Origin of the sequence: Krasilnikovia sp. MM14-A1259 (assembly GCF_047159535.1) — a bacterium.
Classification (GTDB): Bacteria; Actinomycetota; Actinomycetes; order Mycobacteriales; family Micromonosporaceae; genus Actinoplanes.
The window spans coordinates 2,974,972-2,997,991 of record NZ_BAAGAJ010000002.1 but is presented as its reverse complement, the minus strand read 5'-3'; the positions used below and the strand labels follow the sequence as shown (position 1 = coordinate 2,997,991).

General features: G+C 72.0%; 18 protein-coding genes. 5 read left to right on the top strand and 13 right to left on the bottom strand.

Translation table 11 applies throughout. The features are described 5' to 3' along the window. Window positions 1-41: 41 nt before the first annotated feature. From ACMCNK_RS13165 to ACMCNK_RS13155, 3 genes are all read right to left on the bottom strand, one after another. Complete coding sequence (locus ACMCNK_RS13165) at window positions 42-488, bottom strand: hypothetical protein (RefSeq protein ID WP_412736695.1); 447 nt, start codon at window positions 486-488, stop codon at window positions 42-44. Continuing rightward, on the bottom strand, window positions 485-4,831 hold the full coding sequence (locus tag ACMCNK_RS13160; RefSeq protein WP_412736694.1) for a DUF4157 domain-containing protein: 4,347 nt from the start codon (window positions 4,829-4,831) through the stop codon (window positions 485-487). The genes ACMCNK_RS13165 and ACMCNK_RS13160 overlap by 4 nt, the downstream gene beginning before the upstream one ends. Before the next feature lie 176 nt (window positions 4,832-5,007). Next, window positions 5,008-5,934: a hypothetical protein gene (locus tag ACMCNK_RS13155; protein ID WP_412736693.1), complete on the bottom strand. Its 927-nt coding sequence runs from the start codon at window positions 5,932-5,934 to the stop codon at window positions 5,008-5,010. A gap of 504 nt (window positions 5,935-6,438) precedes the next feature. Between ACMCNK_RS13155 and ACMCNK_RS13150 the strand changes: the two genes are divergently transcribed. Further along, entirely contained in the window at window positions 6,439-7,263 is an 825-nt protein-coding gene (locus ACMCNK_RS13150) for a DUF4190 domain-containing protein (protein WP_412736692.1), read from the top strand. Window positions 7,264-7,364: 101 nt separating this feature from the next. Further along, on the top strand, window positions 7,365-8,504 hold the full coding sequence (locus ACMCNK_RS13145; protein WP_412736691.1) for a M24 family metallopeptidase: 1,140 nt from the start codon (window positions 7,365-7,367) through the stop codon (window positions 8,502-8,504). Here the strand turns inward: ACMCNK_RS13145 and ACMCNK_RS13140 are convergent. Further along, window positions 8,497-9,741 (bottom strand): threonine/serine ThrE exporter family protein, encoded by a 1,245-nt coding sequence (locus ACMCNK_RS13140; RefSeq protein WP_412736690.1) that lies wholly within the window; start codon window positions 9,739-9,741, stop codon window positions 8,497-8,499. The two genes, ACMCNK_RS13145 and ACMCNK_RS13140, sit on opposite strands and share 8 nt — an antisense overlap. Window positions 9,742-9,954: 213 nt before the next feature. Between ACMCNK_RS13140 and ACMCNK_RS13135 the strand changes: the two genes are divergently transcribed. Continuing rightward, window positions 9,955-10,443 (top strand): DUF1269 domain-containing protein, encoded by a 489-nt coding sequence (locus ACMCNK_RS13135; RefSeq protein WP_412736689.1) that lies wholly within the window; start codon window positions 9,955-9,957, stop codon window positions 10,441-10,443. Window positions 10,444-10,446: 3 nt separating this feature from the next. On the opposite strand, the gene ppk2 (ACMCNK_RS13130) is transcribed toward ACMCNK_RS13135, so the two are convergent. The 6 genes from ppk2 (ACMCNK_RS13130) to ACMCNK_RS13105 form a co-directional block, all read right to left on the bottom strand. Further along, the gene (gene ppk2, locus ACMCNK_RS13130; RefSeq protein WP_412736688.1) at window positions 10,447-11,328 is read right to left on the bottom strand and encodes a polyphosphate kinase 2; all 882 of its coding nucleotides are present in this window, start codon (window positions 11,326-11,328) and stop codon (window positions 10,447-10,449) included. 14 nt (window positions 11,329-11,342) lie between these two features. Beyond that, window positions 11,343-14,150 carry a cation-translocating P-type ATPase gene (locus ACMCNK_RS13125; protein WP_412736687.1) on the bottom strand — a complete coding sequence of 936 codons (2,808 nt, stop codon included), beginning with the start codon at window positions 14,148-14,150 and terminating at the stop codon, window positions 11,343-11,345. 102 nt (window positions 14,151-14,252) lie between these two features. Beyond that, complete coding sequence (locus tag ACMCNK_RS13120) at window positions 14,253-14,825, bottom strand: HdeD family acid-resistance protein (RefSeq protein WP_412736686.1); 573 nt, start codon at window positions 14,823-14,825, stop codon at window positions 14,253-14,255. Between the two features lie 175 nt (window positions 14,826-15,000). After that, window positions 15,001-15,903, bottom strand: a complete 903-nt coding sequence (locus tag ACMCNK_RS13115) for a YhjD/YihY/BrkB family envelope integrity protein (protein ID WP_412736685.1) — start codon at window positions 15,901-15,903, stop codon at window positions 15,001-15,003. Then, window positions 15,900-17,081, bottom strand: coding sequence for an AI-2E family transporter (locus ACMCNK_RS13110; RefSeq protein ID WP_412736684.1), 1,182 nt, complete (start codon window positions 17,079-17,081; stop codon window positions 15,900-15,902). Before ACMCNK_RS13110 ends, ACMCNK_RS13115 begins: the two co-directional genes overlap by 4 nt. Window positions 17,082-17,122: 41 nt before the next feature. Continuing rightward, window positions 17,123-17,572, bottom strand: coding sequence for a hypothetical protein (locus tag ACMCNK_RS13105; protein ID WP_412736683.1), 450 nt, complete (start codon window positions 17,570-17,572; stop codon window positions 17,123-17,125). 242 nt (window positions 17,573-17,814) lie between these two features. On the opposite strand from ACMCNK_RS13105, the gene ACMCNK_RS13100 reads away from it, so the two are divergent. Further along, window positions 17,815-19,083, top strand: a complete 1,269-nt coding sequence (locus ACMCNK_RS13100) for a cation:proton antiporter (RefSeq protein ID WP_412736682.1) — start codon at window positions 17,815-17,817, stop codon at window positions 19,081-19,083. 8 nt (window positions 19,084-19,091) lie between these two features. After that, entirely contained in the window at window positions 19,092-21,071 is a 1,980-nt protein-coding gene (locus ACMCNK_RS13095; RefSeq protein WP_412736681.1) for a phage holin family protein, read from the top strand. Window positions 21,072-21,078: 7 nt separating this feature from the next. Here ACMCNK_RS13095 and ACMCNK_RS13090 read toward each other — a convergent pair whose 3' ends face one another. From ACMCNK_RS13090 to ppk2 (ACMCNK_RS13080), 3 genes are read right to left on the bottom strand one after another with little or no spacing between them, the layout of a single operon-like run. After that, window positions 21,079-21,822 (bottom strand): potassium channel family protein, encoded by a 744-nt coding sequence (locus tag ACMCNK_RS13090; protein ID WP_412736680.1) that lies wholly within the window; start codon window positions 21,820-21,822, stop codon window positions 21,079-21,081. Window positions 21,823-21,840: 18 nt separating this feature from the next. After that, window positions 21,841-22,083, bottom strand: coding sequence for a hypothetical protein (locus tag ACMCNK_RS13085; RefSeq protein ID WP_412736679.1), 243 nt, complete (start codon window positions 22,081-22,083; stop codon window positions 21,841-21,843). A 32-nt stretch (window positions 22,084-22,115) separates the two neighbouring features. Beyond that, entirely contained in the window at window positions 22,116-22,997 is an 882-nt protein-coding gene (gene ppk2, locus ACMCNK_RS13080; protein ID WP_412736678.1) for a polyphosphate kinase 2, read from the bottom strand. Window positions 22,998-23,020 lie beyond the last annotated feature (23 nt).

Below are 23,020 nucleotides of genomic sequence, written 5' to 3'. Positions count from 1 at the left end.
CCCCCGGCACGGTGCGCGGCCCGGACCGTGATCAGGAACGCTCACCGCCCGGCGGGCCACCACCAGCGGTGCGTGTGCGGGATGCCATCCGGCACCTCGGGTGGATCGGCGGCCACCGCGTCGGCCAGTTCCTCGTCCGCCTCGCCGAGGTGGAAGTCGTCCAGCGGGGGCTGCGGCCACGTTCCGAGATCGAGCAGCACCTGGTATCCGCTGCGGGCCAGCAGCGCGTCGACCAGGCCGTCGTCGCCGCGCCTCATCGCCACGTCGACATTGGCTGCCGCCCGCGCGATCAGCGGGCCGTGCCCTGCCGCCGCCGCTCGGAGCACGTCCGCGGCCTTCGGCACCTCGGCCAGCGACCGTGGCCCCAGCGCGGCCTCGGCCAGGCCGATCCGGGTCAGCGCGTTGATCGCGCTCTCGGCGTCGTCGTGCGCCGCCGCGTACGCCAGCTCCCGCAGCGCGGCCTGGACCTGCTCGTCGACGTCGCTCACCGGATCGTCTTGCCGGTCAGGCTGGCGATCAGCGCGTACTGGTCGCGGGTGATGACCATCGCCGTCATCTCGACCCCCTCGGTGGTGCGTTTGAACACCATTCTGGTGGCGCCCTCGCTGGTTTCCGCGGAAGCCAGGGCGCCCTCGGCCACGGTGCGGCGGGCGCTGGCCAGGTACGCCGCCGCCTGCGCATCGAAGCCGCCGGTCGGCGCGGCCCGTTCGGACAGCGGCAGCTCCGCCCGGTGCTTCACCGGGTGGTACGCCGCGTTGGCCTCGCTGCCGAACGTGAGTTTCGTGGCGTTGCCCTTCACCAGGTCGGCACCGGCCGGTGCGCCCAGGTCGGCCCAGCCGATCCCGCCCAGCTCCCGCATCGTCTGGGCACGCGTGGTGAACACCTTGTCGAGCAGGCTGACGTCGTCGGTGAGCTGGCGGGCGGCCACCACCTTCAGGTTCTGGTTGCGGTACAGCGCCGGGTCCAGCGTCAGCGACACCTCGTCGACACGGGTCTTGAAGTACTCCCAGCGGTCCACGAAGTTGCCCGGGCCGGTGGCGCCGTCGGCCGCCCACTGGGCCGCCTTCTGCCGGACCTCCGCTGGCACCTTCTTGGACAGGCCCCCACCGTCGGCCAGGGTCCGGATCCGGCCCAGCTCGTGCGGCTGGATCGTCTGCAGCATCGGGTGACCGTCGAGGCCGTACTCGCGCAGGATCGCCTTGGACGCGTCCGGCATCGGGATGGTGTTGGCGGGGAACGTCGGCTGCGCACCGAGCGCCGGGGTGCCCACACCCATCTCCACCTCGGACGGACGGATTCCGCGGTCGAGCAGGGCGCGCAGCTCGCCCGGCGGATGTTTGGCCAGCAGACCGGCGACCTGTTCGGCGCCCTTGTCCATCCTCTTGACCAGCGCGGCCAGCTCGGCGGCACTGTCGCATCGGGGCAGCAGGGCCGCCGCGGTCTCCGGGGACAGCCCGGACGTGCTCAACGTGAGCAGGCCGCCCTGCTCGCCGCCCGCGAGGCCGATCAGCTTGTCGGCCATCCGCGGGTTCGTCCACCTCAGCAGCGCCTCGGCGATGCCCGCGTTGTCGGCGCTGCGCAGCAGCAGGGCCAGCCCGTCCGCGTCGTCGGTAAGGCGCAGCAACCGTTCGGCGGTCACCGCGTCCGGTACGTGGTCGAGCACCTTGCCCAGCTTGCCCGCGTCCCCGGCCAGCTCCAGCAGGTCGGCAATCTTGCGGGGATCGCCGAACATCAGCGCGTACTCCAGGTGCCGCACGTCGCCGGTCTTGGCCAGCATCTTCTCCAGCAGCAGCGAGTCGCCCGTGGTGGCGAGCAGATCCTCCAGCTTCACCAGGTCCTTGACCTGGGCCATCATCTTCTCCGCCGCGACCGGGTTGACCTTCGCGAGCGCGGACAGGCGTTCCAGCTCCATCGGGATCTTGCCGGCGCCGCGGCCCGCCAGCTTCATCGCCGCCCACACCGCGCCCAGCCCGCCCACCAGCACGATGTTGATGCCCAGCCCGATCCACGCGGTGTGCAGCGCCGCCCGGGCCTGCTCGATCGTGACGCCGCCGATCGCGCCGGTCGGGTCCAGCTCGGCCAGGTCGACCAGCGCGTACGCGTCGGAAACGCCCTTGACCCCCTGCGCGATGCCGGCCGCGACGTCGATCGCGGTCAGCACCACCCCGGCCGCGCCCGGCACCACCAACGACGCCAGCGTCAGCAGGCCCAGCCCGATGAACACCAGGAACTCGTGGTCGAGCTGCTTGACGTGCTCCTCCCACTGCCAGCGGGCGATCGCGTACGCCAGGAACGGGTTCTGCGGCACGACCGCCCACCGGTCCAGCGCCTGGCCCATGGTGACCCAGTCGTCGTATCCGACGAGGCCGAGCCGGGCGCGGGCCTCGTCGTACACCGCCTTGGAGTAGTCGACCGGTTTGTAGTCGCCGCTGAGGATGCGCTTGCGAACCTTCTCGAAGCCGGCGACGGCCTCCGTCATGTCGTCCTTCTTGGACTCCGCCTCGTCGTCGCTTTCCAGCTTCGCGGCCTCGCCCTTCATGAAGTCGCGGGCCTGGATCAGCGCGGGCAGCTCGGCCGGGGTGATCACCTGCGTGCCCATCGTGGCCGACTCGACGTCGCCGGACTGCAGCCGGGTGATCAGGTCGTCCAGGAAGTGCCCGCAGATCTTGAACTTCGCCACCGCCTCCGCCCGGTACTTCGGCCAGTTGGCGATGTGTTCCTTCATCTCGTCGCGGTTGCGGGTGATCTGCTCCAGCGCGACCACCTTGAGCATCGGTATCCACTTGGTCTGGATGAACTCGTCCGCGGCCCGCGCCTCGTTGCGGATGACCGCCGCGATCGCCTCGTAGCTGGTGTCCAGCTGAAGAGCGAGATGGGTACGGCTGGCCGTCTGCTGCGCCTCGATCGCGGACTTCAGCCCGCCCAGGCCCTGGAACACCGCGAGCAGCCCCGCGGCCCCGCGGGCGTCCTCCCCGCCCACCGACCAGGTCGCCGCGATCGCCTGATACCAGCCGAGCAGACCGTGTTCCAGCAGCTCGCCGGGTTTGAGCTGCTGGGTCAGGGCGGCGGTGACGGTCCCGATCGCGGCGATCTTCTGGCTGTACCCGTACGGGTCCTGCGCGATCGCGAACTCCTCCTGGCTCAGCTGGTCCGCGCCGACCGTGGCGAACCGGTCCGCCAGGCCCGCGTGGAACGACTGCAACGCCCGCCCCGCCAGCACGAGCGTCTTCAGCGCGGTGAACGCCGCCCGTTGACCCACGTCCGACCAGAACGCGCCCCGGAAGCCGGGCTGGGTCATCGCCCACCGCGGGAAGTCCTTGGCCAGATGGTCGATCAGGTCGTGCCGCAGCGCGTTGATGTCCGCGGTGCGGATGAACTGTTCCGGGCTGCGCTGGTCACCGGCCCAGCGGTCCAGCAGGTACTTCTCCATCGTGCGGGGTGCGGCCTCGCGGATGTACTGGTTGATCAGTTCACGCCGGAGCTGGTCCATCTCGCCGGTCGGCTCGAACGCCGACAGGTCGAAGCCGTCCGGGATCAGCCGGACGTCGCGGATCGTCGGCAGCCACTGCGCCAGGAACGCCTCGCTGTGCGTGTGCATCATGTCCGCGGTCTGCAGCTCCGACGGGGCCGGGTCGGTGGCCGCGTACTTCGCGAAGATGATCGGGCCGAGCAGGTCCGGGTGCGGGCTCAACCCGGGTGCGGGCTGCGGACCGGTCCGGGCCTCCGCGTCCAGCACGGACAGCGCGAGCGCGAAACGGTCGTTGCGGGCGGCGTCGAGCACCGTACGGTCCGGGCCGGGGGAGTGCCCGCGCAGCGCGACGACCTCCTGCGCCCAGTCGATGTCGCCCGGCCGCAGCGTGCCGGACGCCTCCAGACCCTGTTCCAGCGGGTAGCGCAGCCGCGTCGCGCGCACCGCCGCGGCCCGCGCCGCGATCCGCCCCGTGAACAGCGGCAACACCCGGCTGGCGGGCCAGCCCGCCAGGTCCCGGCGCAGGTCGTCGGCGACCGGCGGGCTCTGCAGGAACGTCTGGCTCTCGTGCACCGGACCGGCGTCGTCGTGCAGCGCCGCCACGATCTGCGCCTCGATCGCCGGGATCCGCGCCGGGTCCGCGCGCAGGTTCGCGACCAGCGCCGAATCCAGGTCGGCGACCGGGAAGTCCCAGCTCACCGAGTTCCCGCCGAACATGACGTTGAGCAGCAGGTCACGTTCGCTGAGGTCGCCGGGGGTGCGGCGGACCAGCGTCCGGCCGACCCCGGGGGCGCCCGCGCCGGGCAGCTCGGCCCGGCCACCCGCCAGCACCGTACGGGCGGCCTGCTCGGCCTCCCGCTCGGCCGCGTCGCCGGGGTCGCTCACCTGCAGTTCCGACCCGGCGGGGAACGCCCGGCTACCGGTGCCGTCCTGCAGCGTGTGCGCGAGTTCGTGGGCGAGCACGTGGGAGCCGGACGGCGTGTCCGGGTCGTAGCCGTCCGCGCCGAAGAAGACGTCGCGGCCGGTCGTGAACGCGCGGGCGTGCAGCGCGTCGGCCAGCGCGGTGGACTCGGTGTCGTCGTGGACCCGCACGTCACCGAGGTCGGCGCCGTACCCGGCCTCGAAGCGGGAACGGACGTCGTCGGCCAACGGGCTTCCCTGGCCGCGTCGTGCCGCGATCCGCGATGCCAGCCCGGCGGGGCCGGGGCTGTCGGCGCCCTGCTGCATCAGGCGGGCCACGGCGCGGTTGCCACCGGCGCCGAGGACACCGAGCGCGTCACCGGCCGGTCGGCGCGGCGTGGATTTGCGGTCCTGGCTCGCGGGTTCCGCGTCCGCCTGCTGATCGCGGTCGAACACGCCCATGCCGCCCCCTGCCGCCGCGCCCGGACTGTCCGCCGAACACGCCCACTTCCGCCGTCGATCAAGGTCGCGCCTGCCGACAGCCGGTTGCATCGTGGCCTGCGCAGCGGAGGGGTCGCCAGGGCCAGCGGGGCAGCGATCCGGGCAACCATGACCGCCCGGACCCGGGCGTGCACCCGTCAGGGCAGGGGACGCACCTCGTGCCGGTTGTCCGCGGGGACCTGGTGCGCCAGGTCGGAGACGCCGGACGCGGCCGGTGAGGCGGGCTCGGCGGTGGGATCGGAGTCGTACAGGCATCCGCCGGCATTGCCGACGCCGCGCAGCCCGTGGAGATCTCCCGCGCCCCAGACCGCCTTCTTCCGGCTCAGGGTCGGCGACATGATCTCGTACGTGTCATGGATCTTCGGGTGGTCGAGGCCGACCGCGTGACCGATCTCGTGCATGAGCTCCTGGCCGCGGGTGCCCTGCCAGCCGATCTTGTCGCCCAGGCCGAATCCGGCCGGCAGGTGCATCGACGCATTCAGCACGACGAACCCACTGGTGATCCGGCTGGCAGCCCGCCCGGTGCGGAGGTACGCCCCCTGCCACCACGCGCCCCCCATGCCGGCCAGGCCACCGGCGTCGACGGGGATCTGGGTGCTCTGCTTGCCGGGGGTGGCCCACGCGATGATCAGGTTCGTGTCAGCCGGGTAGGTGCCCGAGTAGCCCCGCATGGCGAACGGGACGGCGTGGGTCGTGCCGCGGTACACGAACCGCAGGCCGGTGGCCTGGTGGACGCGCTGCACGGCGGCCCTGACGTCGGTCAGGGCTCCCTTGTCCGACCGGTCGAGGTTGACCCGGTAGCCGATTGGCTTGCACGGGTTCCAGCGGGCGATCAGATCCGCCGGCGCCGACCGGCTCAGGAACTTGTACGCCCGCGGGTTGCCGCGCGGCTTCTCCGCCCGGGCCGGGCCGGTCGAGGCAAGGTCGGAGGCCGGGTCGCTGTCCGCGCCTGCGGTCACCGACGGCGGCCGGGTGGACGCCGCGGCGGCGGCACCGGGCACGGCGACGAGCGCAAGCGACAGCGCGCAAAGAGCCAGCCGCCGGGCCGTGTCGGTGTGTGCCACAGCGCACTCATCGCCCGTACCGGCGGTGGTCGTGAGCTCGGTTCGGGTGCGGCTCGGGTGCAGGGGGTCAGGGCGGCCGCGGCCTGGCGATCGGTGGCCTCGTCGCGTCGGGCTGCTGGGCCCTGGTCTTCGCGGTCGCCATCGGGCTGGGCGTGCTCTCCGGCCTGAAAGACGCCGGCTCCTCCACGGTGGTGGCCGGGGACAGCACGGCCTCGGTCACGCGGCTGAAGCCGGGTACTGGTCAAGTACCTCAAGAAGCCGGACGACAAGCTGGAGATCTATTACCTGCAGCCGTCGCGCGCGTCGTGGAGCTACGACCGCGGAGCCACCTGCGTCGCCGCCGACCCGGCCATGCGGACCGGTTCGCTGCGCGACTGAGCCTCACGAGCCGGTGCCGCAGTCGCCGATCGGGCGCAGCAGTCCGGGGCTGCTGGGATGCTGGTCGATGCCGGATCGAGATCGTCCGGGGCGACGAAAGATCATCTGGATTGTTAGCGTCCTCGGGTGACTGAGCAGTTCCCGCATGAGATGCCGCCCGCCCCGACCTCCGCCACTGCGCCGCAGCCGCCCCACCCGGCGGCCGGTTTCCCTCCGCCCGGGCCGCCCGCCGCGCCGTACGGCCTGCCGCCCGGCGTGACTTTCCCGGGCATCCCTACGCCGCAACCGGCCGGGACCAACGGTTTCGCGATCGCGTCGCTGATCTCGGGCATTCTCGGTGCCGTGCCGGTGAGCATGGTGTTCGGCTTCGTCGCCCTGGGCCAGATCCGCCGGCGCCGGCAGGGCGGCCGTGGCCTGGCGATCGGCGGTCTCGTCGCGTCGGGCTGCTGGGTCCTGCTGGTCGTCGCGGTGGTGGCCCTGGTCATCGTGGTCGGCGACACCGAGAACGGTGTCGCCGACACCAGGAGCGGCCGGACGAGGGCCGCCGCCGGCGCGGACCCGTCGGTCCGTCCCTCGGTCCGCCCCTCCGTTCGTCCCTCGGTCCGCCCGGAGGACGTCGCGGTCAACGGCCTGCACAAGGGCGACTGCATCGACAAGGTCCTGGAATCCGGCAGCGTCGCGGACGTGCCGGTCGTGCCGTGCTCCGTTCCCCACCAGGGTGAGGTGGCCGCGGTCTTCGAGCTGCCGGCCGGCCCGTGGCCGGGGGATGCGAAGGTGACCAAGCTGGCCGAGGACCGGTGCGATGCCGAGATCCGCAAGTACCTCAAGAAGCCCGACGACGATGTGCAGACATACGACCTGCAGCCGAGGCAGGACTCGTGGGCGGACGACCGCACCGTCAAGTGCATCGCCGTGGACAAGGACCGGCGTACCGGGTCGCTGCGCGACTGAGCCGCGGTGAAGCGGTCGCGAGGGTACGGGCGGACACGTAGATTCGGGTGCGACATCGACGACCGGTGTCGCGCCTCGCTGCGCTGATCATCGGAGGCGACATGAGTGCGCCCGTGGCACCGACGCTCCTTCCGTTCACCGTGGACGACTACGCCGCCCGGATCGCCCGCGCCGGGGCCGCGGCCGCCGATGCCGGGCTGGCCGGGCTGCTGGTGGCCCCGGGCCCGGACCTGACCTGGCTGACCGGGTACCGGCCGATCGCGGTCCTGGAACGGCTCACGCTGCTGGTGCTGACCCCGGACGGCCCGCCCACGCTGATCGTGCCCACGTTGGAACGCCCCGACGCGCAGGCCGCGCCCGGGGCGGGCGCGGTGACGTTCCGCGACTGGACCGACGGCACCGACCCGTACGAGGTGGCCGGGTCGCTGCTGCACCCCGACGGGCGGTACGGCATCTCCGACTCCACGTGGGCCATGCACCTGCTCGGGTTGCAGCGGGTGCGCCCCGGAACGGCGTACGTGTCGCTGACGGACGGCCTGCCCATGTTGCGGGGGGTCAAGGACGGCGCCGAGCTGGACCGGCTGGCGGCGGCAGGTGCGGCGGCCGACGCCGCGTACGCGGAGATCCTGAAGGTCCGCTTCGCCGGGCGCCGCGAGACCGACGTGGCGGCGGACCTGGCCGGGCTGCTGCGCCGTTTCGGGCACGAGCAGGTGGACTTCACCGTGGTCGGTTCCGGACCCAACGGCGCGAACCCGCACCACGAGGCGGGGGAGCGGGTGATCGAGCCGGGCGACGCGGTCGTGCTGGACTTCGGTGGCCTGCTCGCCGGGTACGGCTCGGACACCACCCGCACCGTGACCGTGGGGGAGCCGGGCGACCCCGAGGTGCGCACGGTGCACGGCATCGTGCGCGAGGCGCAGCAGGCCGCGTTCGAGGCGGTCCGGCCGGGGGTGCCGGCTCAGCAGGTCGACCGGGTGGCCCGGCGGGTGATCACCGAGGCCGGGTACGGCGAGTTCTTCATCCACCGCACCGGCCACGGCATCGGCGTCACCACCCACGAGCCGCCGTACGTGGTGGAGGGCGAGGTGAGCCCGCTCGTGCCGGGCATGTGTTTCTCCATCGAACCGGGGATCTACCTGCCCGGCCGCTTCGGGGTGCGCATCGAGGACATCGTCACGGTGACCGCGGACGGCGGGCGCCGGTTCAACAACACCAGCCACGACCTGGGTCTGGTCAGCTAGCCCCGAGCCGCCGGTACATGGGGTAGCCGCACAGCACTCCGAGGGCGATCGCCATGATCGTGCCGGTGGCGCCGATGAGGTCCGCCGTGGCCGACGCGGTGCCGGTGCTCAGGACCTCGGTGACTCCGATGAGGCTCACCCCGCCGGGGACCAGCAGCCAGAAGGCCGGCAGGAAGGAAACCAGCGCGGGTGGGCCCGACGGCCGTCGCTCCACCACGTACGCCACCATCGTCATCAGCAGGGCGCCGGTGAAGCCGCTCAGGTAGCCGGAGAAGATCTGTTCGCCCAGGTAGCGGCCGACCCAGGCGGCGTACAGGACCAGGCAGAGCCAGCCGAGGGACCGGGGTGGCGCGGACCGGAACAGGTAGTTGCCGACGCCGACCAGGAACACCCCGGCCCAGGGCGCCCACGCGCCGAGCCGGTACTCGCTGGTGACGACCACGACGTCCGGCCGGGGCAGGCCCACGATCTGGACCGCGCCGAGCAGGCCGAACGCCAGCAGCACCAGTTGCAGGGTTCCGGCCACCAGCCGGCTGGCCCCCGTGACGAGCTGGGCCGCGGACATCTCGACGACCCCCATGGTGAGTACCGCGCCGGGCAGGAACGTCACCAACGGGGCGATCATCGCGCGGGCCTCCGCGTCGGCCCAGCCCGAGCCGGCCGCCACCAGGGTGAGCGCGGCGACGACGAAGGACGCGACCACCGGCATGAGGATCTGCGCGCTCGCCCAGCGCCCCGCGAATATCTTGAGGACGCCGATCAGGGCGCCGAACGCCGCGGCCAGCAACAGATCACTCACGGTCGGGCGCAGCAGCATGCAGATGCCCGCGGTCAGGGTCAGGTGCCCGAGGATGGTCACCGGACGGCCGAAGCGTGGCGTCATGGCCAGGATCTCCCCGACCCGCCGGGCCCCCTCGGCCGGAACCACCTCGCCGTGCTCGGCGGACTTGAGCAGGTCGTACAGCGCCGCAGTCTGGTTCAGGCGCAGCGTCTGGGGGGTCAGCTCCAGGGTGGCGGGCTGTCCCGGTCCGAGCGCGATCATGAGGTACGTCGGCAGCACGCTGACCCGCAGACGATCTGCCCCGTACGCGGTGGCGACCCGGCGCAGCCGGTCCTCGATCCGGTTGACGGCCTCACCGGCGGCGGTGAGCCCGCTGCCCAGGTAGAGCAGGAACTCCAGCAGCTCGGGTGCGTCCGGGCCGCTGCCGGTACGGGACGCGTCGTCCGGGGGGATCACGAGACGGGGCACCTCCTGGGGTTCCGTCCGTGCTCTCGGACTGTCTCACCGCCGTACCGTCAGAATCGGCCGGGATCCGGCGCCAGTGGATCATCCTGGCCGGACGAGATTGCCGCTGGGCTGCGAAATAGCCCGGCAGGGATGAGGGGGGCCGGGTCGCGGTCCGGACACGATGGCCGGTACCACCCGTTCCCCTCACACCGGGAGTAGACGATGACGGCCTTCACCGTGTGGAAGTTCGACGATCCGGACGGCGCCGACCGGGCGGTCCGGTTGCTGCGCAACGCCGAGGCGGACGGGCTGGTCAAGATCGATGATCATGCCGTCATCCGGTGGCCTGCCGGGCAGTCGCAGCCGGACACCAAACACGGCCACGAGGAGACCTGGAAGGGGGTGGGCTGGGGCGGTCTGCTGGGGCTGCTGATCGGCACGCTGTTCTTCATCCCGGTGCTGGGCGGGCTGGCGGGCGCCGCACTCGGCGCGCTCGCCAAGGCCACCGAGGACGCCGGAATCACCAAGGAGCAGCTGGAACGGATCCGCAACGAGGTGACCGAGGGCACGTCGGCGCTGTTCCTGGTCACCGAGCAGGGCGACCTCGACCGCCTCGGGGAACGCATGCGCGGCTGGCACAGCACACTGATCGCCACGAACCTCACCGACGCGGAACGCGACATCCTGCTGCAGGTGTTCGGCGGCGCCTGAGCGTCAGTACGGCGTCGGGACGTGCCGCACCCGCAGGTCGGGTTCGACGTAGCCGTCCGGCTTCTGCCGCTTCGGGAGGGTCACCTCGCGGTGCGGCAGCGGCCGGTACGGCAGGCTGGCCAGCAGGTGCGTGATGATGTTGAGCCGCCCCCGCTTCTTGTCGTCGGTGTACGCCACGAACCACGGCGCCCACGCGGTGTCGGTCGCCCGGAACATGTCGTCGCGGGCCCGCGAGTAGTCGTACCACCGGCTGTACGACATCAGGTCCAGGTCGGAGAGCTTCCAGACCTTGCGCGGGTCGTTGATCCGGCTCTGCAGGCGCCGGGTCTGCTCGTCCGGGCTCACCTCGAGCCAGTACTTGAGCAGGATGACGCCCGAGTCCACGATGGCCCGTTCCACCTCCGGCGTGGCCTGCAGGAACTGCTGGGCCTGCCGTTCGGTGCAGAAGCCCATGACCCGTTCGACCCCGGCACGGTTGTACCAACTGCGGTCGAAGATGACGACGTCGCCCGCGCCCGGCAGGTGCGGCACGTAGCGTTGCAGGAACATCTGCGAGCGTTCCCGCTCGGTGGGCGCGGGCAGCGCGACGACCCGGAAGACGCGCGGGCTCACCCGTTCCGTGATCGCCTTGATCACGCCACCCTTGCCGGCCGTGTCGCGGCCCTCGAACAGGATGCACACCTTCGCGCCGGTGTCCTTCACCCACTCCTGCAGCGCGACCAGCTCACCGTGCAGGCCGCGCAGCTCCCGCTGGTACTCCTTCTCCTTCATCCGGGGCGGCGCCTCCGCGGGTTCCTCCGCCCTGGGCCGCCGCTCGGCGACGAGCACCCGGCCGTTCGCGTGGTCGTCGTCCCGATGGGCCTTCGCGTGCTTGTGCTTCGCCATGGCGTTCTCCCTGGTCAAGCGTCGGCTGGTGCCGCGCCGGTGCGGCCCCGCAGCGGCGTGACCGCACGCACCGGGTCGATCGCGGGGCGCGGCGCCCGGCTGCGGCGGATCCATTTACCGATCTCGGCCACCACCGGCAGCACCAGGGCCAGACCGATGCAGGCCAGCCATTGCGGGCCGGTCAGCGGCTGGGTCATCAGGCTGGTACGCAGGAAGCCGACAGTGGTGGCCAGCACGATCAGTGTCACCGTGATCAGTCCGACGCCGGTCGCCTTGAGGATCGGCGGCAGCAGGCCGCTGGCCGGGTCGCGGCGGTTGACCAGCGCGTTGCCCACGGTGCCCAGTCCCATCACCACGAACGTCATGGTGAGTGCGGCGCTCGGGGCGTCCGCGCGGGGTTCGTCCGGGCCCGCGATCAGCGGTATGAGCGCGGCCGCGAACAACACGCCCGCGTACAGCAGCCAGAACGACACCGCGGCACGGTTGATGATCGGGACGTTGGGGTCGCGCGGAGGCCGGCGCATCACCTCGGGATCGCCGGGGTCGGTGGCGATGACGATGACCCCGACCGCGGTGGCGAAGAAGAACAGATAGAGGATCATCGACGGGGTCATCGCGACCCCCTCGTTGATGTTGAACGCGGTGGCCGCCACGAACAGCATCACCAGCGACAGCAGCTGGGTCATCTGGTACCGGATGTACGCGACGATCTTCTCGTACACCCGGCGGCCGATCTCGACCGCGTGCACCAGCGTGCCGAAGTTGTCGTCCGTGAGGATCATCCGGGCGGCCTGCTTCGTGACCTCGCTGCCGCTGCCCATCGCCACACCGATGTCGGCCTGCTTGAGCGCCGCGGCGTCGTTGACCGCGTCGCCGGTCATCGCCACGATCATCCCCTGCTGCTGCATGATCCGCGCCAGCCGCAGCTTGTCCTCCGGCGACACCCGGCCGAAGACGTGCAGTTCCGGCAGGCGGCGGGCCAGCTCCTCATCGGACAGCGCCTGCAGCTCCTTGCCGCTGATCGCGCCGGGGCCCAGCCCGAGCGTCTCGCCGATGGCCTGCGCCGTGACCGCGTGATCGCCGGTGATCATCCGTACGTCGATGCCGGCGCGCAGCGCGGTGTGCACCGCGTCGGTGGCCTCCGCGCGCAGCGGGTCGATGATGCCCACCATCCCGACGAAGCCGAGGTCGTGGGTGAGCGACATCGGGTCGCTCGCCATCGTCGCCTCGTCGCCGGGCTCCACGATCCGGGCCGCGAACGCGAGCACCCGCAGGCCCTTCTCGCCCATCCGCCGGTTCGCGGCGGTGATGTCCGCGCGGACCTGGTCGATCGGCACCTGGTCGTCGCGCAGCGGCCGCCCCGCGGCCGAACACCGGGCCAGCACCACGTCCGGTGCGCCCTTGACCAGCTCGATGATGCGGTCGCCCTCGGGAGTGGCGTACCGGTGGAAGGTGGCCATGAACTTGTACTCGGAGTCGAACGGCACCTCGGCCAGCCGCGGGTACAGCCGGCGCGTCTCCTCGGCGTCCACCTCCAGCTTCGCGGCCAGCACCACGAGCGCGGCCTCGGTGGGGTCACCGATCACGGTGCCGTCGTCGCCGACGGTCGCGTCGCTGGCCAGCACCAGGCCCAGGGCCAGCCGGGTGAAGTCGGGCACCGGGGCGCCCGCCGCCGACCGCAGCGCACCGACCTTGCGATAGCCCTCGCCCTCGACGGTGAACCAGGCGCCGTCCGCGAACAGCACCTTGACCATCATCTCGTTCATCGTCAGGGTGCCGGTCTTGTCGGAGTTGATCGCGCTGGTGGCGCCGAGCGTCTCGACGTCGGTGAGGTTCTTGACCACCGCCTTGGCCGCGGCGAGGCTCTTGGCCCCGTACGCGAGCAGCGCGGACACGAACGCGGGCAGGCCGGTGGGGATGGCCGAGATGGCCATCGCGGTGCCCAGCAGTAGCACGTCCTGGAACGCCGTGCCGCGCAGCAGCCCGACCACCACGATGAACGCGACCGCGGTCCAGGCGATGATGCCCAGCACCTTGGTCAGCGAGTCCAGCTCCCGCTGCAACGGCGAACGGGTCCGCTTGACCTGGGTCAGCATCGTCGCGATCTGGCCCATCTCGGTGAGCATGGCGGTCGCGGTGACCACCATCGTCGCCGTGCCGCGGGTCACGGACGTGTTCTGGAACAGCATGTCGGAGCGGTCCCCGAGCGCGACGTCACCCGCGGGCAGCGCCCCGGCGTGCTTCGCGACCGGTGCGCTCTCCCCGGTCAGCGCGGCCTCCTGGACCTCCAGGGTCGCCGAGCGCAGGATGCGCCCGTCGGCCGGGACCAGGTCGCCCGCTTCCAGGCGCACGATGTCGCCCGGGACCAGCTCCGCGGCGGGCCGGGAGAGCAGTTCGTCGTCGCGGACCACCCGCGCCTCGGGCACCTGCATCTTCGCCAGCGCGTCCACACTGGCCCGGGCCTTGAGCTCCTGCCGGGAGCCGAGCACGACGTTGAGCACGATGAGCAGCGCCACGATGATCGACGTGGAGACCTCGCCGATCGCGACGCTGACCAGCACGACCGCCACCAGCATGAGGTTCATCGGGTCGCGGAACTGCTGCAGCGCCACCATCCACGCCGACGGGGGCTTCTCCTGGGCGATCCGGTTCGGGCCGTACCGGACCAGCCGCGCGGCGGCCTCGGCGCGGGTCAGGCCGCGGTCCGCGTCGCTGTCGAACGCGGCCACCACGTCCTCCGCGGTGCGCGCGTACCAGGGTGGTGGTGACGTGCCGACGGCGCCGGACGGCGCTTGCTCGATGGTGTCTGTTCCGTCGCTCATCGCACGCCCCCTGAATGCGGGCAGGCGGATCCCACCCGGTCTTCCGGTACACGCTCGCCGGTCCCGCTCCCGGCCCCCTCACCCGTCGGGGATGGTTTTCCGTTATGCCCGGGCCGCGCGCATTCCGGCGATCGCGATGACCACCTGGGCGATGCCGACGAAGACCAGGATGGTCGCGCCCACGAAGACGAACGTGGCCAGGCCGATGTGCGGCCACACGAGCACCGCGACCGCACCCAGCACCATGATCACCCCGGAGGTGATGCGCCATCCCCGGGCGCCCTCCGCGGACCGGCCGATCGCCATGAAGATCTGCACCAGGCCGTCCAGCAGCCAGCCGATCGCGACGATCACCAGCAGCAGCGCCAGCGACGCGGTGATGTTGCGCAGGCACAGGATGCCGACCAGCGCGGTGAGTACGCCGAACGTGATGCCCAGTACCCGGAACAGCATCGGATAGCCCGGCACGAACAGCAGCAGCACGGCGTGGATGGAACCGGTCAGCACGAGGTTGAGCCCGAACAGGAAGCCGATCACGCGGACCGTGGCGTCCGGCCAGGCGAACGCGGCCACGCCGACCATGAGGGCGAACACCCCGACGGTCAGGCGCAGCCAGTCCCGATGCTCCGGAATCGCCGGGTAGCCCAGCACGGCCGAGTCCTGGTGGACGGTCATCGTCGTCTCCCCTCGTCTGCGTGGCCGTCGCGGTTCACCGCGACCAGAGCATCGTCCGGGGCCGGCGGCCGGTCGGGACGGATGCCCTGGCGGGGATGCTGCCCCGCCAGGGCGGCGCGGTCATCACCCGCACCGCATGAAAGCACGCCCCGGGGCGGAGCACGCGCCGTCGGGGTCAGCGCGGCGTAACGGCGGCCTCACCGCGGACCAGGCGGCCCAGCGCGCCCTCGTCCTCGGCCACCACCTGACCGAGGATCGCGGTCAGCAGCAGGCAGAATGCCACGACGTACAGCCAGCCGATGTACGTGAACGCGACCCCGATGGTGCCGTAGCGGTCGGCGCTGGTGTGCAGTGCTCGGGGCAGGAACACCTCCCCGGCCGGGCGCAGGACCAGCATCGCCAGCCCGAAGATCAGCGCGCCCGTGGCGAGCAGCCGGGTCCGTACCGCGCTGCCCAGCACCAGCGACGGCACCAGCACGGCCACCCCGCAGTCCGCCGCGAACAGCAGCAGCGAGTTCGACAGGCGCGGCATCGGCAGCTGGTGGGTCACCCAGCCCATCAGCCGGCTCCCCACCATGAACACGGCCAGCGTCAGCACGGTCGCGAACCAGCGCCATGTCGCGCGCGGTCCCGACGGTGCCTGGCGTACCTCCCACACCGCGCAGTACGCACGCCCCAGCGCCCGGGCCAGCCCGGTCGAACTGACCAGCACGAGCAGGCTGCCCACCACGCCGAACGCGCCGAGACCCCCCTGCCGGATCGCGTCGACGAACAGGCTCCCCGCCGCGGCGGGAAGCCCCGCCAGATCCACGAGCCGGCTGCTCTCGCCCGGCCCCACCAGCGCGCCCATCAGGATCAGCACCGGGATGATCGACGTGAACGCCTGGGCGGCCAGCGTCATCGACCGGTCGAAGATCTGCACCCGGACCAGCCCGGCCGTGGTTCGTGCCACCATCCGCCCGACCCACTGCCGGGCCAGCCAGGCCAGCGGAGGGCGCAACCGTCGCGGCACCGCCAGCAGCGCCCGCTCGACGCGGCCCTCCCAGTCGCCCGGCTCCGGCCCCGCCACGGCGCTCATCCCGGCCGTGCGACGGCTGCGGGCCGGACCCGGCCGTCCGGTACGGCCGGCGAGCCGTCATTGGAGATCAGCACGTTCATCCAGCGGGTCGACGGGTCGACGTCCACGAGCAGCCCCTTGGCCAGCAGGCTCAGCGGGATCGCCAGCAGCGCACCGAGCGGCCCGAGCACCCAGCTCCAGAACACCAGCGACAGGAACGACACCGTGGCGGACAGGCCGACCGCGTCACCGACGATCTTTGGTTGGATCACCGACTGGATCACGAAGTTGACCAGGCAATACAGGACGATGACCATGGTCATCAGGCGGGGTCCGCCCTCCAGCAGCCCCAGCAGCGCCGGGGGCACCAGCCCGATCACGAAGCCGATGTTGGGGATGTAGTTGGTGATGAACGACAGCAGCCCCCACAGCACCGGCAGGGGAATGCCCAGCGCCCACAGCACCCCGGTGTCGATCACCGCCACGATCAACCCGAAGATCGTGGAAACGAGCAGGTAACGGCGAGTGCCCTGGGCGAACGAGCCCAAGGCACCGACCACTTCGGGGCGTTCCCGCCCCGCCGCGCCGAGCCGGGCCGGGAAATGCACCGCGTCCAGGCAGAGGAACAGCAGGACGGCGAGGACGAAGATGCCGTTGGACAGCACGCCGACGATCCCGCCCAGCACCGCCTGGAGCACGTCCGTGACGCTGCTCGGCTGGATCAGCCCGGCGACGTCCTGCACGTGCTGGGTGTCGACGCCCAGGTCACTGAGCGCCTGCGCGGTGTCGGCGCGCAGCTGGTCGAACTTGTCCTGATAGTGCGGCAGCAGGTCGACGAGCCGGGCCACGGACAGGACGAGCGCCCCGCCCAGACCGAGCAGCACCGCGTACACGGTCGCCACCAGCGCCAGCCCGGCCGACCAGGCGGGCGCGCCGCGGCGGCGCAGCCAGGTGCTCAGCGGGCTCGCGGTCACGGTCAGCATCAGCGCCAGGAAGACCGGGCCGATGATGTCCGAGACCTCCCGCATCCCGGCGACCGCGACGACCGTACCGGCCAGCCCGAGCAGCACGATGACCCCGCGAGGCAGGGCGTATCCGCCGTTTCCCACGTCGCCGGGCAGTCGCCCACCGACGGTGCCGTCAAGACGTCCGCGCAGACGGACGACGGCGGGGCGGTACCGCCCTGGCCTCCGGGTCACCGGTGCACCCCCTCATCGAGCCCGGCCGGTCCGGGGTGCCGTCAGCTGGACTTCACCTCACGCCCGTGCACCGCCAGCGCGTAGATCACCAGCACGTCCACCGCGATGACGATCGAGGCCCAGACCGGGTACGCGGGCAGGAACGCGAGATTCGCCAGCGCGCTGATCACCGCAATGGCGATACCGGTCACGCGGGCCCACATCTGGCCCATCAGCACGCCGAGACCGGCCGCGATGGCGACCAGGCCGATGACCAGGTGCGTCCAGCCCCAGGCGGTGTAGTCCATCGTCAGGACCAGGCCGTTGCGCGTCACGAGGTAGTACTCGTCCCGGAAGATCGCGACCAGGCCCTCCATGACCTGGAAGCCGCCCAGCATCAGCATCATGATGCCGGCGAACAGGACGAAGCCCACCCACGCGGTGGGTTCGCGACCCGGCGCGATGTACGGCTGGTTGGCCGTGTAAGTCGGTCTCTGCTGGGTCTCCGACATGGTGTCACCTTTCCTCGGTTGCTTCTCCGCGACCCGGCGCACGGGCCGGACGTCCGACGACGGACGCCGGGGAGCGGTTCCATGCTGGCCACCCACCCACGTTCCGCGCCCCATCCGCGGCGAGTGAGAACACCACCGGTCCACACCGCCCGCCCCGCCGGTCACGGCGCCGGACGCGCGGCGGCAGGTGCTCATTCGCGGCGGACGATCCGCCGGCCGCCCGTACCCGGTGGCATGGGTGGGTGACCTCGGGCGCTCTCGTGTTGATCCTGGCCGCCATGTTCGCCTGGGGTGCGTTCTCGGCGCGGCTGGAACGGGCCGACCTGACCGCGCCGATGGCGTTCGTGGGCATCGGCGTCGTGCTCGCCGAACTGATCGGCCTCGGCGGCCGGGCGGAAACCGCGACGATCACCGCACTGACCGAGGCGACGCTGGTGTGGGTGCTGTTCTCCGACGCCGCCCGGGTCGGCCTGCGCGAACTGCGCATGGACGCCGGGATCTACGGGCGCCTGCTCGGCCTCGCGCTGCCGCTGACCGTCGCGGCCGGTGCCCTGTGCGCGTGGCTGCTGCTCGGCACCCCCGGATTCTGGGTGGCGCTGTTCGTCGGCGCGGCGCTGGCACCGACCGACGCTGCGCTCGGCGCGGTGGTCATCAGCCATCCGGCGGTACCGGCCCGGATCCGCCGGATCCTCAATGTGGAGAGCGGGCTCAACGACGGCTTCGTCACCCCGATCGTGGTGGTCGCGCTCGCCGGTGCCGCCGCCTCCGAGCACGGCACCGGTGGCCCCGGCACGGTGCTCGCCGCGGCGCTGCAGCTCGCCGGCGGGGCGCTCGTCGGCGCGGCGCTGGGCGGTGGCGGCGGATGGCTGCTGCGGATGACCGCCCGGCGGGGCTGGTCCGGGGAGAACTTCGCGGGCCCGGCCGTGCTGGCGCTGGCGCTGCTGGCGTACGCGGGGTCGGTGGCCGTGCACGCCAACGGGTTCGTCGCCGCGTTCGTGGGTGGCCTGGCGTTCGGGCGGGTCGCCGGGCGCGGCGGCCCGCGCGAGGTCTTCTACGTCGAGCAGACCGCGGGTCTTGCCTCCCTGCTGGTGTGGATGCTGTTCGGCGCGGTCGGCCTGCCGCTGCTGGCCGGCCGGATCGACTGGCACGTCGTGCTGTACGCCGTGCTGAGCCTCACCGCGATCCGGATGGTTCCCGTGGCGCTGAGCCTGATCGGCGCCCACCTCGGCGCCCGGACCGTGGCGTTCGTCGGCTGGTTCGGGCCGCGCGGGCTCGCGTCGGTGGTCTTCGCGTTGCTCGCGGTGGAGGAGCTGGGTGAGGCCGCCACCCCGGCGGTCGCGGTCGTCGTGGCGACCGTGCTGCTGAGTGTGCTCGCGCACGGGGCGTCGGCCGGGCCGCTGGCCGTCCGGTACGGCAGCCGCGAACCGGCGCACGACGCCCCGGAACAGCAGGTCATCGCGCCCGCCGCGCGCCTGGCCCCCGCCTCGGCCGAGGGGCACGAGCGGTCATGACGCCGCGCGTGTCGACTGTGGTCGCGATCGTGCTTCTGGACTGGGCGGCGCTGGGTCTGACCATCGGGCTGCTGCCGGGCATCTCGGCCGGTTCCGGCTGGGCGGTCCTGCTGGCCGCGGTCGTCCTGGGGCTGCTCGGCGCCGCGCTGCGTCCCGTCGCGGCGGCGCTGCTCACGCGGGTCGGGTGGGCGGGCCTGTTCCTCGGCTGGCTGCTGAGCCAGGCCGTGCTGGTGTATCTCGCCCTGTCGGTGACCCCGAGCCTGCACGTCGCCGGGTTCTGGCCCGCGTTCTGGGCGTCGTGGGTGTACGGCGCGTTGGTCAGCGGCGGCCTGTGGGTGGTGACCGCGGGCCAGCCGGGCATCGTGACCCGGCACCTGCTGCGGGTCAACCGGCGGCACCGGCGGGCCGCGGCCGTCAGCGACGTACCCGGTGTCGTGATGATTCAGATCGACGGGCTGTCCGCGCCGCTGGCCCGGATGGCGATGTCCACGGGCGCCCTGCCGACGCTGAGCCGGTGGCTGCGCAGCGGCAGCCACAGCTTCGCCGAGTGGCACGCTGAACTGCCCGCCACCACGCCCGCGAGCCAGGCCGGGCTGCTGCACGGCGCCAGCGCCCAGGTCCCTGCGTTCCGCTGGTACGAGAAGGAAACCGGCCGCCTCGTCGTCACCAACCACCCGCACGACAGTGCGCTGGTCGAGTCGCGCTGCACCGACGGCCGCGGGCTGCTCGCCGACGGCGGGGTCAGCGTCAGCAACGTCTTCTCGGGCGACGCAGCGACGAGCATTCTCACCATGAGTACGGTGGGCACCCCGCGGGCGCCGGGCAGGCCGGGGCGGTTCCTCGGCGCGTACCTGGTCGACCCGTTCGGGCTGACCCGCTCGTTGTTCCTCACGTTCGGGGAGATCGTCAAGGAACTGCACCAGGCCCGGCGGCAGCGGCTCCGGCGGGTGGAGCCGCGCATCCCGCGCACCGCCGCGTACGTGCTGCTGCGCGGCCTCACCAACGTGCTGCTGCGCCACCTCAACCTGTCACTGATCGCGGAACACATGATGCGCGGCGCCCCGTCGATCTTCTGCGACTTCGTCGACTACGACGAGATCGCCCACCACGCCGGGCCTGCCCGGCCGGAGGCGCTGGCCTCCCTGGAAGGCATCGACAGCGTACTGGCCACGCTGGAGGAACTGGCCGGGTCGGCGCCGCGCCCGTACCACCTGGTGGTGCTGTCCGATCACGGGCAGAGCCAGGGTGCGACGTTCCGGCAGCGCTACGGGATCGCGTTGGAAGACCTGGTCCGGGAGCTCGCCGCGGCACCCGGCCGAAGCGTCGTGGTGGCCCCCGAGGACGAGCAGGCCGGGCGGGCCCGTACGTTGCGTGCGGGTCTGCTGCCCAAGCTGGACGGCCCGGGCCCGGACCCGGCGGAGTCCGCGCCCGGACCCGGGCGGCCGGAGCTGGTCGTCGCCGCCTCCGGCAACCTCGCGCTGGTGTATCTCGCCCGGCATCCCGGCCGGGTGACCTTGGAGGAGATCGAGCAGCACCATCCCACCCTGCTGCCGGGCCTGGTCGCGCATCCGGGCATCGGCTGGGTGATGGTCCGCTCCGCCCGGCTCGGCGCGGTGGTGCTGGGCCGCGCGGGGCGGCGCCTGCTCGCCGACGACCGGGTGGAGGGTGCGGACCCGCTGGCCGGGTTCGGCCCGCGGGCCGCCCACGACCTGCGGCGCCACGACACTCTCGCGCACGCCGGGGACCTTCTGGTGAACAGCATGGTGGATCCGCAGACCCTGGAAGTCGCGGCGTTCGAGGAGCTGATCGGGTGTCACGGCGGCCTCGGCGGCTGGCAGAACCGGCCGGTGCTGATCCACCCGGCTCCGTGGCCCGTGGACATCGAGCTGACCAGCGCCGACGCGGTGCACCGGCAGCTGGTGCGGTGGCTGGAAACGCTCGGGCAGCGCGCGTCCGCGGTACCGGCCGCCGACCTCGGCGCGGCCTGACGGGTCCTCAGCCGGCGGGCTCAGCAGGTGCATCGGCGTCCGGCTCGCCCGCCGCGTCCGGCTCGGCGCGGCCGTCGCGGTGCCACCCGCGCGGACGCCAGTTCTCCACGACCTTCGCGACCGCGGTCACCAGGAAAAGCTGACCGAGCAACGCCTCCAGCACCGCGATGCTCTGCGCCGGATTGCCCGCGGGCACCAGATCGCCGTAGCCCACCGTGGTCATCGTGACGAAGCTGAAGAACAACGCCTGCGGCAGCGTCGGGTCACCGTTGTCGCCGAACAACGGGCCGGGCTGCAGCGCGCCCAGACACGCGTACAGGAAGCCGAACGCCATGCCGATCAACAGGTACGCGGCCAGCGCGCCGAACATCGTCTGCTGGTCGACGCCGCGGTGGAAACCGATGTCGCGCACGATCGAGAACGGCGCGACCAGGTAGAGGACGCTCGCCGCCAGGAACGTCACGCCGGACAGCGCCTCGTTGTCGGCGAACACGCCGGCCACGCCGGCGATCAGGGCGAACGCGAACACCGCCCCGGACGCGATCCGCAGGCCCGGCCGCGCCTGGGACACCCGTAGCGTCTGCCAGACCGTGCCGGTCTGCACGAACAGCACCACGGCCACCAGCCACGCCCGGTCGGCCAGCAACGCCAGCACGTACGTGGTCACGATCAGCATCAGCACGACGCCGTACCCGCGGCGCGGCGGGTGCCACATCCGCGGTCCGGCGGCCCGGCCCGCCACGGTCACCATGCCGGCTCCGAGGCGGGATCAGCGGGCGGGGTCGCGCGGCGGGTCCGAGCCCTCGTCGGGCGGCAGCCGGCGCACCTCGATCAGGCGTAGACCCAGGCCGTGGATGCGCGAGATGAGCCCGACGACGGCGGACTGGTCCGGCAGCGACCCGTGGAGCACGGTCTCCGGCGGCTCCACGCTCACGGTCAGGTCCTGCAGCTCCCGGAGCAGCTCGGCCGGGATGACCCCGGAAACCCTGACCTGATATGACGCCTCGGGCATCGCTTTCCCCTCCGTCGCCGTACGCACATTCGTCATCCCGTGAATCTGCCGCTGCGTCTGCGCTCCGCCCGCATCAACGCGATCTCCTCGGCGCCGGGCACGACGATGTCCGGGTCGGTCGCGAAGTTCAGGTCCGGGTCGCGTTCCTTGTAGTCGACCGCGTTGAGCAGGACCTTGATGCTGTTCAGCCGGGCCTGCTGCTTGTCGTTGGCGCGCACGATGACCCACGGGGCCGTCCGGGTGTCGGTGCGCACCAGCATCTCGTACTTGCGTTTGGTGAAGTCGTCCCAGCGGTCCTGCGCCTGCAGGTCGATCTCGCTGAGCTTCCACCGGCGCAGCGGGTCGGTGCGGCGCCGCTCGAAGCGGCGCGCCTGTTCCTCGCGGGTCACACTGAAATACAACTTCACCAGTACGGTGCCCTGACGCACCAGGTCCTTCTCGAAGCCGGTCACCCCGCGCAGGAAGTCCGAATACTCCTTCGGGGTGCAGAAGCCGAAGACCCGTTCGACCATCGCGCGGTTGTACCAGCTGCGGTCGAACAGGACCATCTCCCCGCCCGCCGGGAACTGGGCCACGTACCGCTGGAAATACCACTGGGAACGCTGTTCCTCGGTCGGCCTGCCGAGCGCGACGACCCGGTAGTGCTTCTCGTTCATGTACCGGGTGACCCGCCGGATCGCCCCGCCCTTGCCCGCCGCGTCGCGCCCCTCGAACAGCACGATCATCCGCAGGCTCTCGTCCTCCAGGTGACGTTGCAGCTTGAGCAGTTCGATCTGCCAGGGCCGCAGGTTGCGCTCGGACTTCAGCTTGCGGGCCAGGACGCTGCGTTCGTGCCGCAGCACCTCCAGCTCGCGCACCGCACCCTGGTACGCCGCGCCGAGGTCCGCCGGCACCGGCGGTTGCGTCGCGGCCATCGTCGTCCCCCTCCGAGCTGTCC